Genomic DNA, 12,818 nt, shown 5'->3' on the forward strand with positions numbered 1-12,818 from the left:
CTGGTTGCGTGAATACCTCCTCATCGCGTCCGCTTCTTGAATTGAGACAGGAAAAATTGCAGAGATAGAATCAAGAGAGCGAATGCTATTCCCGTTTCGATTACGAGAAAAGGATAAGCTTGGATGTACTTAGCTCCGTAAGCGATCAACGAGGTCCACTCACCCGTAGTCGTCAAATAAATAAAATAAGGCGCTTCACCAGGAACTAACTTATCTACCATATCCAACGTTTCAGCCCCTCCAATAATGATATTGAAAATAGCCAACTGTCCCATTAGGAAGAGAATGAGGATGAACTCACTTATCACCATATAAAGCAACTCAAGTCGCATACTTGAAAAAATATGCTTTACAATTCTATGAAATGACGAGCCACCCATCAACCGGGAAGCAACGACGTATGGTTTGGAACTGTACAAATAGGCTCTTTCAGCAATCTGGTATGCAAGAGGAAAGATGCCTAGGACAGTCACCATGATGATAAAGATCATATTAAATAGTATCAAATTGTGTGGATTCGCTTTGTCCACATTGTTCAAGCCAAGTTTGAAATACAACCCCATCAGCGGTGGATACAAGAACAAAAATGCTGGCACGGCAGAGATGACCCATTGCATCGTACGCAACGCGCCTCCTCCTCTTCCCGTCGTTCCCGACCACATGCCAAGAGGCACAGCGATAATGAATCTTAATGCCGTTAATAAACCTGCATACGCCAAAGTGTACTTCAATCCGTTCAGCAGCAAGCTCAACATATCCAATCCCCTGTGGTCGGTACCTAGAAGATAAGCAGCATTCGGATGTAGAGGAGGGCTTTCATAAACCATTTTTCCGTCGATTATGTTCGAAATTAAGTAGACTTTATCCGCGTTAGTAAGTCCATGGGGTTTAACCATCCCGCCGAATGCCGCTAGTAATACGATGAATATGATCACCGCGCAAGCGAAATAAAACATTTTCGATGATTTCTTTTGCAAGGTCATGCTCCCTCCCTTATTTGTACGACAAAGAGCTTACTGAGCCATGCGTAGATAACATGAAAAATAATTGCAAGAGTAACAAGAACGCTACAAAAAATCGGAGTAGCACTAATATTTTGTACTCTGGGACTTACAATGTAACCGCCGAGCCCAAGAATATCGCACATCGCTTCGGCTACTGCCATGCTTGCGATAGCCAAAGTCGTCGCTTTTGGCATCACCATCAACAAGTCCGACATTATGTTCCGAATAACGTGATGAAAAAGTACTTCCCTTTTGGTCAAACCCTTAGCCAACGCTGTTGTGATATAATCCTGCTTCATCTCACGTTCGATTGCGAGCCGCAGCGTTCCGTAAATCAAAACCCCGGGAATTAATGCGATCGCAAGAAAAGGAATCATAAACGGAATATGATTACCGTAATGTGCTACCAGTATGATGTTTCTACCCGTCAATCGCGTTAAATAAATGGACGCAAGCTGGATAAGAATGATGAGTAGAAAGTCCGGTAAACCACTTAATAGCGCATGCACCGAATTCAACAATCGCCCTAACGTCCCCCACATCGAAGCCAGCAGTGATAAAAAGGTGGAAAACAGGACTCCAACGATCAGACCAGGTACTAAATACGTACAAGTTCGGACAACCGTTTCCTTTAAAACATTCTTTACCGTAATGTCATAATTTCCAGTGCGGATTAAACCAAAATCGCCATGCGAGTAATTAAGTACGAGTTCCTTTAAGGAAAACAAATAGTAGTGAAACGAAAATTCTGGTTTCTCAAGTTGTACTTTTCTCGGAAGGAATACACCGGGTAGTTTAATAGCCAGTTTTCCATATTCGTCGACTCTTCCGTAAGGTACGGATATAATGTGTAACTTCGCGTCAATCATCCTGCTTCCAGGAAGCTGCGAGACGACCTCTTCGTTCGTTGATTCAGAACTAAGGTTAATCCTTAACAGATCAGGAGCCTCTAGTATGAAGGCTTTACTGATAGTACTCATCAGAATGACAGTTGTGATGGTTATTAAACTTAGAAAACCCCATTTCATAATGAATTTCAATAGGCTCAGACTCCTTTCTGGCATAAATAAGACAATTGGAAACTTCAATATGTGACTTCATTTTTATGGAAAATTAATATATAAAAAAAGCACCCCCGCGTATGATTTCATGAAATTAAAAATTCATGCTCATCCACTGAAGTGCTGTTCGATTTCCAATCATCATTTCCTGATACCCATTTCCTTAATATTCACGTTAACAACCAAGCCAATTTTCATGGATTGATATTGTTGTTTCCATACCTCTTCGTTCCAATTTCGCGTTTTACTTCTAACGAAATCTCCTATTCCGAGCGGGTCGATCCCTTCTTTTTTAAACATTTCGATGAGATCCATGCCAGTTGTAGTTAGATCTTTTTCGAAAACAGCTTTAATGTTATCTTGATCCTGTAAAGATAAGTAAATCCCCTTTGAATCAATAATTTCAACATTGATATGAAGATCTAATGTCACTTTTGAACTATTCGAATCTTTACTCAAATGATATCTCGTCTTTGAACCTACATTTTTCACAGCTATGTATGTATTGTTGTCTAACTGTGTCTCAAGAACACCGTACCTCGTATCTTCCAAAAGAAGCTTTATCACTCGCATCTGTTTTTCGTTCAAGGACTTTACGTATTTGTCGGCTTTAAATAAGGCTAATCCTGTAATCATGACTGTATTGTTTTGCAAATTCAGAATCGGCAAAAAGGGGTCTAAACCTTTGCCCAAATAGGAATACTCAAAATCGTGAATATTTTGCCTCGGAACAAGCCCGCTCCGCACATTCGTGTCGAGTAAATTGCACAAGTACATCCCTTTTTCTTCATTTGAACTAAAATTGGCCTTCAATATATCCTTTGCTTTCCCATCAACTACTGCCAAATACATTCGTCGAGAAGTTACTGCATCGCGTAAGAACACATCCAATTCATCGGCCAAGCCGTTAGCCGCCAACTCTTTTCCAATTAAAATCACCGAAAGATTTCCCGGTTTAATAGGCCGATTTAATTGCATGTCCATTAATTCGGTTATGTTCCTAGTTGTGTGACCAATTTTTGAGTGCAAAGTATTCGAAATGGTATTCGATTTACCTGCTTGAAACTTAGGCGCGGCGAGCGTTAATTCGATTTGATCATCTGGTGCTTCGTCTAGGGCGCTAACAAAAGAAATCGTAATTTTCTCTAACGTTTGTTGCTTGACGCACCCTGTTACTAGGATGCTCAGAAGGAATAAGTAGACAAAAGTACATCTCATACGGTCCTTCTCACTTTCAGTCTGATAATATCGACGATGTATAATAATGGAATGTACACTAGAACAATGTAGAATCCGATTCCGGATAGCATGCTTTGAACAGATGAAATACGGGTATGATTTGGAATTAGGCATACAATGGTAAAGACGAGCACTAGTAAGATAGGCAGAGCTGTCAATTGTTTAACAGTGAACATCAATTTACACATTCTGCTTGCTGCCCAAAGACCGAAGCAAATGATAGGGATTACCCATAATATCTGAGCAACTGCGCCGATATATTCAAATCGTTCAATAAACGGAAAATGAATAAATTTATATTTGGTTAATTGTGGCCATATTTCCTTAGATAACTGTTCAGGCTTGAACATTAGTAGCGCGAAGATAATAATTAATAGATACGACACTGTTGAAAGTACATTAGCAATATGTGCCCATTTTTGAGATTTTTTTGGGCTTTCAATGAATGTGTAACAGAAAAATAACGACTCCACGCCCAAATAGGGAAATGTCATTTCTTTGCCTGCTTGGATGATATTGATAACCGAATGATCAAATATGGGGGTTAAATTGTTGAAATGAAAATAAGCCACGGGAAAAAACAAAGCAAATATGGTTACATATCGGACCAAGCTAACCATACAAATGCCAACGATGACTCGAAAACCACCTGCCACGATGTAATAAACAAGCAGAAGTAAAGCTAAAGCCAATGTCCACGTCACTAAGTCAGGAAATAGCCATACTTGTATGATTTCTATAAATTGCCGTATGAGGTAACTCGCAACAAGCAGGAAGTAAATGATAAAGCCAAAGTTAAGTACTCCACCTACCAGTTTTCCAAAAAAATGTTGATGAATATGCACAAGATCCGTCTCATTATGATTGAGAATCTGATACATCATCCAAATAATGACATGGAAAATGAGTCCCCATAGAACGACTGAGACCCAAGCATCTTGGCCAGCCAATTGAATAGGTTTGATCGACATCGCAAGATATTCGGGTCCGAACTGCATCGAATGAATCAACACGAGTACTAGGAAAGGCGAAATTGTTAATCTCGGTTGTTCTGTTGATTTCATCTATGTTCACTCCTAAAGCTAACTCATTCATCTATATCTTTTTTAGAATTTGCTTTTTTCTTATTAAATCTTACAGGTTTCCTAGTTCTTAAAAACGAAAACCGATGTTCAAATTTTGAATACGGTGGACGTATTAAGGTATCAAATAAGTCTGCCGTGCGAAATGGATAAAACGGAACCAAATAGGGCATCCCGAGAGAAGTTAATCGCAGTAAATGAGCAATTAGGGCTATGAGACAGATGATAATTCCGAGTAAGCCCCATAATTGTGCTGCGAAAATAAATGGGAAACGCAGGATACGTATCGTAGCGCTCATTCGGAAGATCGGTGTCGTGAAAGAAGCTAGAGCCGACAATGCTACTATGATTAATAAAAAATTACTTGTAAGCGCAGCCTCAACAGCGGCTGTTCCAAGTACAATACCTCCAACAATACCAATGGTTTGTCCGATTTTCGTAGGTAATCTGGCTCCTGCTTCCCGCAATAGTTCAATGACAAGCTCCATAATGAGCACTTCCACGATTGGAGGGAATGGTACATTAATTCTCGAAGAGATGATCGTAGGTAAAAAAACGGATGAAATACTCTGACCGTGATAGGTAATAACGGCAACATATAGGGGCGAGGCAAATACCGAAAACATCACCGAGAACATGCGAATCAACCGTAGTATTGACGCTATGATCCATGGCAAATAGTAATCTTCATAGGTAATAAAAAATTGCCAGAAATTAACCGGTGCAAAAAATGCAGTCGGTGCCCCATCCTTTAGAACACATATTTGACCCGAGGATACGGCCCAGGCAACGTAATCAGGCCTTTCGGTCCCAATGGTCTGAGGAAAGATCGAATTGGAATTATCTTCGATCATTTGCTGAAGCAAAGTCGTATCCGTAACTTGATCAAAATCTACATCCTTAATGCGCTGCATACATGTTTCTAAATATTGTTCGTTCGTTAATCCCTCTATGTAAATAATTGCAACTCTCGATTTGGAAATACTCCCTGTTGTTAGTTCTTTGATGCGTAACTCAGGAATGGGAAGCCGCTTACGGATCAAGTTAAGATTGACATCCAATGATTCAACAAAGGCTTCTTTCGAACCTTCTACGGTGAATTCGGTTTCAGGTATTGATACGTTGCGACCTTTTAAAGCAGCTGCATTGACCAATATACAGTCATGGCTTTGAAATCCATATTGGATTACAACATAACCCCGATAAAATTTGTTTTGAATGATGTCCCAATTGGAAGATACTTCTTTTTCTGGTACAGGGATGCATCGATACAAATCCTCAAAGGATATATCCGAATTATTTTTCAAGCAGCCAAGGATATGCCATTGCAGTAATTCTGACTCTGTAAGAGTTTTGAAATACCCGATGAACAAAGAAATCTCATTCAATTTATGTTCATAGCATACGAAATCCGCTGAATCACTAAGCTCCTTCCATAGCCGAGGGATTGAATTCATTTCTAATCACTCTTTTCTAAAAATTATTACTCATTCATTGTGTCTCTACGAGCGAATAATTATTCAGAATTAAAGCACAAAAAAGAGCCCCGTAATTTCTCGGGACTCCTATATATGCTCGTAACTATTTAGTTCTTTACATGATTACACTTAAGCGTAGTTACGGCTAATCCAATCTTTCAAATGCGTAGTGGTAACCGTTGTTGCATGTTCTCCGATTGGAACAAGGGATTGATCATTCACCTGAACGGAGCCGTAGTAAGGCGCGTTGGCATCCGTAACAACCTGGCGTGGATCTTTCGTTGCTTTGAAAAATTGTCGAACAAGCTCGTCCATGCGAATCTGATCGGGTCCAGCCACGTCAACAATGCCATTTGCTGGTGCTGCAAGTGTGAAATGAGCTACCGCTTCTGCAACATCATCCGAAACGATAGGTTGCATAAGAGCGGAAGGCAATCGTACGGTATCGCCTTGTGTTGCCACATCGGCGATGCCACCAATGAATTCGAAGAATTGGGTAGCGCGGACGATCGTATAGGGAACCTTGGACTTCTGGATAAGCTCTTCTTGCGCCATTTTTGCACGGAAGTAACCGCTTTGGAGAAGTCGTTCCGTACCTACAACCGATAAGGCAACATGATGACTTACACCTGCGGCAGCTTCAGCAGCAAGTAGGTTCGTATTGGATGTAACGAAGAAATCCAATACAGCTTGATCTTCCCACGAAGGTGCATTTGACACGTCTACTACAACCTCTGCGCCGTTAAGTGCTTCTGCAAGCCCCTCACCCGTGATTGTGTTCACACCTAAAGAAGGTGAAGCAGCTACTACCTCATGACCAAGTTGACGCAAGTTGTTTACAAGTTTTTTCCCAATAAGTCCACTACCACCGATTACGACTATTTTCATGTTAATTCCTCCTAGTTGTTATTGTCATCAATCACTATAAAGACAATTGGCGATCTGAATGTGTGACATCAATTGATTTATATTTTCCCTTGCTTATATCCGATATCCATTTTACTTAAACGCCTCACCAGTAAAAGCATAGAGTGAAAACAAGAAAAGCAATGAAATAAGCACAAAAACACCCATACAGATATAAGAAGATATTTTTTGAGAGCGTGCTGAGATCGTAATCCCCCAGCTAATTAAGAATGCCCAGAGACCATTGCTAAAATGGAATACAGCCGACAATACGCCGATGACGTAAATGATAAAGTACACAGGATTCGTAGCGATCTCATGCATCGTCGAACCCAGTTCCTCATGCGTAATATTCCCCAAGTAAATTTGAAAACGAGTATTAAAAAAATGCCAAAATACGAAAATAAATGTAAGAACCCCAGTAATACGTTGCAAAGTAAAAGCCCAGTTACGACCGTACGAGTATTGGCCAGAGTTCAAATTGGATTGATAGGCCATATAAAGGCCATAAATCCCATGAAACAATATCGGAAGGTATATCCCGAAAATCTCCAGCAATGGCTTAATTGGCAAACTGTTGATGAAATGCACGTAGGTAGCAAAGCCATCTGGTCCGCGTTCAAACGCTTGAAAATTGATCGACACATGCACAAGAATAAAACCACCAAGTGGAATTACCCCGAGTAGCGAGTGCAGTTTGCGCCAGTAATATGAATTCCCGTTCATTATCCACCTCTCTAAGTTGACTTGTTCACACTACTAAGACAATTGGCAGCTTCAATGTGTGACATTCCCCTAAATGAGTGTGATTGAAAGTTTTTGAGCCATAAAAAAGAGGCTGTCAGAGGTAGATTTCTCTACATTTGACAGCCTCTTGCCTTACAATACTTTTGTTTGATTAATTGGAAGGAATGACTCGAAATTCTTTATCCAAATTAACAAGCATGATGAAATTTGGATTGAATGTAAATATACGTTTTACTTGGTAATAGGACATGGTCACTGCAGTGAATGCTTCACTAAGAGAGAAACGGAGTTCTGGCCTGTCGATAAGCAGTCTGCGTGATTCACCTTCGAACTCTTGACCGCTGGAAATCACGACTAGCTTGCCTTTACTTACTGATTTATCAATCGCACTCAGAAAGTATTCCGCCTGCTCGTAGCCATATTCATTGCGAAGCCATTCATGAAGATTAAATATAATGGAATTCGTCGTCGTGTAATTACGTTCAAGATCATGTAAATCTAAAAAAAGGGAACGAGCTTTAGCATAGTGCGGATCTTCAGGATTCATTAAAGCGGCTAAAGCAGTTTCATCCAGAAAGATGGCATCCTGAATGTTCAAGTGATTATCCATATAGCAGCACTCCTTAAACCTCTAGTTTGCAAAGACCATCCAAATACAGAAGTGGGTTATCTTCCTTTTGATTCACTGAGATGGGGGTTGATCCGTATGTAGCATCTGTCAGGTACTGAACAATGATCCCATTGACGACCGCTTGTACCGTCGTATGTCGCATATCAGCGATGGCTTGCAGTTCATCATAATATTGCGGATTGAGTTCTATAATGCCTTCTTCTTGTTTCTCATTTCGTGGAGAAATGAGTTCAGAAGCAGTGGACATCGCTTTTTCGTATTGATTCTGAATGAATCGTTTGTAATTATTCGCCAATGTGAGTCACTCCTTATAGCGTAGCCTCTCAAACGATTCGTCTGTTTTTGTCGATTTAAGGGGGTACCACAGGATGACCTTCTCCACCGCGGCAGCCAGTATTATCTCCTCGTCACTAGCGGTATAAACACCGTATCCACGATTTGCGCGATTGTCTCCTCGGACATCGGTCTATTATAAAGAAACAATTCATGGCGAGCCAGATCAATCGGTACATTCATCTCGCGTTCTGTTAGAGGACGCGCTGGCAGTTCTCCCCTTTCAATTGCGCGCTGTAGGATAACGGACATTGACCTACTTTGTCTGCCTTGAGGAAACATGACTTCAGCGATCGTTGTCGTGCCAAGTTCCATGACGAGCCCGAATAAAGCTTTCGAAAGCAGCTCCGATGCGTTCCGATTCATGGATCGCAGAGCGTCGCAAACATCGTCCCGCAAATTACCGTGATTAGGTATTTCATCAAGAGGTAAGGGGATGCGCTCACGAACAGCTGCTAACACGATCTCCGCCCGGTTGGTCCATCGCCGATATAAGACGGCTTTACTTGTACCCGAACGTTCTGCTACACCCTCCATTGTAAACTGAAAATAACCCCGTTCATTCAACTCTTCGCGTACCGCCTGCATGATCGCGGCTTCCAATTCCTTGCCTCTTCGTCTTGATTTTATCGGATCTTTATCTTTATTTTTATCTTGAATAGCGTCCATGGCTTGAGACAACCTCCTAATAAAAACATGTTGAGTTTTATCTGTTGATAGTATATCATAAAAATCGTTAAGAAACGTAGCGTTTCTTATTTCATCAAAAAGGAGAGTGATCCTATTGCAACAATTAGAAACAGTGCCGATGCCAACTCCGGAACAGCAAAAAGCCACTAAAAAAATGATGCTCATTCTCATGATTGGCATCTTGGCCCCATTATTCGACACGACGATTACGAATGTAGCCATCGAAACGCTGGTCCGTGAATTTCAATCAACAGTGTCAACCATTCAATGGGTTATGACCAGTTACTTGCTTGCCTTGGGAATGGTTATTCCGATCACGGGATGGGCAGTGGAGCGATTTGGCGGCAAGGCGACGTGGATATTTTCCCTTATCGTGTTTCTCGTTGGATCCGTTCTATGCAGCTTGGCTTGGAACGTGGAAAGCCTGATTGTTTTCCGTATTATTCAAGGAATCGGCGGTGGATTACTAATGCCGGTCATGCAGACTATGGGAGCTCGCGCTTCTGTTGGGCAAGGGACAGGCAAAGCCATGGCCACGGCGTCCTTGCCGGCACTACTCGGCCCGATCTTAGGACCTGTTTTAGGTGGCCTTATTATCAATCATTTGGATTGGAGATGGATCTTTCTTGTTAATATCCCCATCTGTCTGCTTGCTATTGTGTTGGCGTGGAAAGGACTCCCTGGCGAAGAACAAGGAAATCGATTGTTCCGATTAGATTGGATTGGTTTCCTGCTGCTATCCCCTTCCATCGTACTTATTATTTATGGATTAGGCGAAGTGAGTACACATAGGGGTTTCGGTAATATGAATGTGCTAGGTCCTGTTATTGCTGGTCTAGTAGCATTAGTGTCTTTCGTAATGTACGCGTCAAAAAAGGGAAGCGAAGCGCTCCTCGATGTGAAATTGTTTCGAACAGGTTCTTTTACCGTAACCAGTATCCTCCTCTTTTTATCTGGTCTGATCACCTTTGGTGCCATGTTGTTACTCCCACTCTATTTCCAGCAAGTCCGCGGCGAATCCGTGTTAATGTCTGGCCTTCTTCTCGTACCACAAGGAATTGGGATGCTATTAACCAGATCGTTTGCAGGTAAATGGACAGATCGGATTGGGTCAAGACCAGTCGTTTTGCTGGGTACCCTCATAACCATTCTCGGAACGATTCCTTTTACCCAGGTAGGTTCAGAAACAAGCTATATGTATATCGTCCTTGCCTTATTGTTACGAGGGGCGGGGTTGGGCGCTGTTTTCATGCCTGTAATGGCTACGGCCTATGTCGGCTTATCACCTAAAGACATTCCACATGCGAGTATCACTACACGTATCATGCAGCAAATCGGTGGAGCTTTTGGTGCTTCGATCATCGCCATCATTTTGCAACACCAATTCAACGCATTGACATCCCACGATCCAGCAGCTGTAGCTATCGCATTTGATCACACATTTAGCTGGTCGATTTTTTTTACTGCCCTGGCTCTTATCCCTTCAGCTTTTTTGCCAAAAGTAAAAAAGAAGTAACAAACTTTATAAATTTAAAATTTATCTGAGAGAGAGTGAGAAATTGATATGCAAATATCACAAGGATCTTCCCCGAAAATCGCTATTAAACGAATGTTAATCGTCAATGTCGTTATTCCTTATCTTATCTATCGATTATTGGAGTCTCATGTGAGCAGTGTTGCCGCGCTATCTATTGCAGCTGCTGTTCCCTTGTTGGAAACGATCTACGGTTTTATCAAAACTCGTAAACTTGATGTTTTTTCTCTGTTTATTTTTTCATCATTGATTCTAGGTGTACTGGCCACACTCATGACAGGTGACGAGAGGTTCATATTATTAAAAGAATCTTACGCCATTGGTGTTATGGGTCTAGCACTATTGGTTTCGCTGCTGTTTCAAAAACCGCTCCTATATGTTTTCGCCAAACGAACGTTAAACGATCCGCAGATGACATATAAATATGAAACCAACCCTGCCGTTCGGGCTACCTTTCGTAAATTAACACTCGTCTGGGCTGTGGTGCTACTGTTGGAAGTCAGCGTGAAAATTTGCCTAGTCTTCCTTCTCACGACAGATCGCATGTTAGTTATCGCTCCTATCGCTTCCATCGTCATCATTGGAATAGGCGTGTTATGGACATTCAGATATGTGAAAAGTCGTAAGAATCCAGTTCAATAAGTCCATACAATAAAGGGATCGTCGGACTGATAACAGCCATACGATCCCTACTCTACTTATTTAGATAGCCACTTTAGTATCATGCAGCCAACACGTGTTGTCTGTTTTTACGAATACGCAATGCGAACACCGCTGCTAGCAAGCAGACGAATCCTGCTGCCACAAAAGGCACCGTATAACTGCCGAGTACATCTCGCAGGTAACCTGCCCCATAAGCGGCAATAGATGCGCCTAGTTGGTGTGCAACGAGGATCCAACCGAACACCATACCGGCTTTTTCAGCACCAAACGTTGAAGAAGTTAATTTAGCCGTTGGCGGCACCGTTGCGATCCAATCCAGCCCGTAGAATACGGCGAAAACTGTCAATTGCGTATAGCCGCCTCCAAGTGCATAAGGCAAAAAGAGTAAAGATAGTCCGCGCAAGCCATAATACCAAAAAAGCAACTTTCGACTGTCAAAGCGGTCAGACAACCAGCCCGACAATGTGGTACCGACGAGATCGAACATCCCCATAAGGGCTAGCAGGCTCGCTGCAGTGACGACGGGAATACTGTAATCACCACATGCTGGGATGAGATGCGTACCGATGAGCCCGTTGGTGGAAAATCCACAGAAGAAAAATGTTCCTGCGAGGAGCCAAAACGTTCCACTTCGGGACACCTGCTTCAAAGTATTTAATGGCATTAAGAAAATATTGCCTTGGAACGGTGCAGGCTTCACGATCTCTTGTGCGCCAAGCGCAGGCGAGCCGACATCCGATGGATGATTGCGCATCCAGATAGCAATGACTGGCAGTATCAGGATGAGAGCCCCCATGATAACGTAAACGGCATTACGCCAGCCTTGTTCTTCTGTTATTTTGGCTAGTAATGGCAAAAAGAGTAATTGCCCAGTTGCCGCGCTCGCTGTCAGCAAGCCAATAACCAAGCCTTTATGTTTCACGAACCAGCGATTGGCGACCGTCACCCCTAGTACATTCGCCAACGTTCCTGTGCTTAGTCCGCCTAACACTCCCCACAACAGCACAAGCTGCCACACAGAATGAATAAATGGGGTTAACCCCAGACTAAACAACATCACAATAATCGCTGAAATCATCATACGGCGAACACCGAACTTGGCCAGCATCGCAGCCGAGAATGGTCCCATTAAGCCATATAACAGGATTCGTATTGAGATAACACCGGAAATGGCCTCTCGCTGCCAGCCAAACTCTCGCTCTAGAGACTGAATGAGAACGCTGGGGAAGGAACTGATGGCCGCAGACACAATTAAAGTCATAAATACAATAAGTACAATAATCCAACCATAATATAGCTTAGAAATAGGTGTATTTGCAGTTTTCATCTCTCTAACTCCAATCTTTAACTTTGAGATCTCATTCCTCTCATTTCTTTTCAAAGTAACAATACCATTTCAAGAACGATCGGTCAATAACTAATTTGAACGATCGTTCTTGATATGTAATTA

The 12,818-nt window shown here is 42.1% G+C and carries 13 protein-coding genes; 2 read left to right on the forward strand and 11 right to left on the reverse strand.

Translation table 11 applies throughout. The features are described from left to right. Positions 1–20 precede the first annotated feature (20 nt). The 10 genes from AC58QT_RS04900 to AC58QT_RS04945 all read right to left on the reverse strand — a co-directional run bounded on the left by AC58QT_RS04900 (position 21) and on the right by AC58QT_RS04945 (position 9,150). On the reverse strand, positions 21–977 hold the full coding sequence (locus AC58QT_RS04900) for a hypothetical protein (protein WP_497407945.1): 957 nt from the start codon (positions 975–977) through the stop codon (positions 21–23). A 2-nt stretch (positions 978–979) separates the two neighbouring features. Beyond that, positions 980–2,044: an ABC transporter permease subunit gene (locus AC58QT_RS04905; protein ID WP_497407946.1), complete on the reverse strand. Its 1,065-nt coding sequence runs from the start codon at positions 2,042–2,044 to the stop codon at positions 980–982. A 162-nt stretch (positions 2,045–2,206) separates the two neighbouring features. Continuing rightward, positions 2,207–3,283: a Ger(x)C family spore germination protein gene (locus tag AC58QT_RS04910; RefSeq protein WP_497407947.1), complete on the reverse strand. Its 1,077-nt coding sequence runs from the start codon at positions 3,281–3,283 to the stop codon at positions 2,207–2,209. Further along, positions 3,280–4,368 (reverse strand): GerAB/ArcD/ProY family transporter, encoded by a 1,089-nt coding sequence (locus AC58QT_RS04915; RefSeq protein WP_497407948.1) that lies wholly within the window; start codon positions 4,366–4,368, stop codon positions 3,280–3,282. Before AC58QT_RS04915 ends, AC58QT_RS04910 begins: the two co-directional genes overlap by 4 nt. Before the next feature lie 23 nt (positions 4,369–4,391). Continuing rightward, a complete protein-coding gene (locus AC58QT_RS04920; protein ID WP_497407949.1) occupies positions 4,392–5,843 on the reverse strand; it encodes a spore germination protein in 1,452 nt (483 codons plus the stop codon). A gap of 150 nt (positions 5,844–5,993) precedes the next feature. Next, positions 5,994–6,752, reverse strand: coding sequence for an SDR family oxidoreductase (locus AC58QT_RS04925; RefSeq protein ID WP_497407950.1), 759 nt, complete (start codon positions 6,750–6,752; stop codon positions 5,994–5,996). Positions 6,753–6,863: 111 nt separating this feature from the next. Further along, a complete protein-coding gene (locus AC58QT_RS04930; RefSeq protein ID WP_497407951.1) occupies positions 6,864–7,496 on the reverse strand; it encodes a succinate dehydrogenase cytochrome b558 subunit in 633 nt (210 codons plus the stop codon). 172 nt (positions 7,497–7,668) lie between these two features. Then, positions 7,669–8,127 carry a hypothetical protein gene (locus AC58QT_RS04935; protein ID WP_310224806.1) on the reverse strand — a complete coding sequence of 153 codons (459 nt, stop codon included), beginning with the start codon at positions 8,125–8,127 and terminating at the stop codon, positions 7,669–7,671. Between the two features lie 13 nt (positions 8,128–8,140). Beyond that, positions 8,141–8,443: a hypothetical protein gene (locus AC58QT_RS04940; RefSeq protein WP_497407952.1), complete on the reverse strand. Its 303-nt coding sequence runs from the start codon at positions 8,441–8,443 to the stop codon at positions 8,141–8,143. 101 nt (positions 8,444–8,544) lie between these two features. Further along, positions 8,545–9,150 (reverse strand): TetR/AcrR family transcriptional regulator, encoded by a 606-nt coding sequence (locus AC58QT_RS04945; RefSeq protein WP_497407953.1) that lies wholly within the window; start codon positions 9,148–9,150, stop codon positions 8,545–8,547. A 115-nt stretch (positions 9,151–9,265) separates the two neighbouring features. Here AC58QT_RS04945 and AC58QT_RS04950 point away from each other — a divergent pair, with 115 nt between their 5' ends. Together AC58QT_RS04950 and AC58QT_RS04955 are read left to right on the forward strand one after the other, a co-directional pair. Beyond that, a complete protein-coding gene (locus AC58QT_RS04950; protein WP_497407954.1) occupies positions 9,266–10,687 on the forward strand; it encodes an MDR family MFS transporter in 1,422 nt (473 codons plus the stop codon). 48 nt (positions 10,688–10,735) lie between these two features. Then, positions 10,736–11,347 (forward strand): VC0807 family protein, encoded by a 612-nt coding sequence (locus AC58QT_RS04955; RefSeq protein ID WP_497407955.1) that lies wholly within the window; start codon positions 10,736–10,738, stop codon positions 11,345–11,347. 79 nt (positions 11,348–11,426) lie between these two features. On the opposite strand, the gene AC58QT_RS04960 is transcribed toward AC58QT_RS04955, so the two are convergent. Continuing rightward, a complete protein-coding gene (locus AC58QT_RS04960) occupies positions 11,427–12,695 on the reverse strand; it encodes an MFS transporter (protein WP_497407956.1) in 1,269 nt (422 codons plus the stop codon). Between the last annotated feature and the right edge of the window lie 123 nt (positions 12,696–12,818).

The organism is Paenibacillus sp. J31R109 (genome assembly GCF_059692055.1).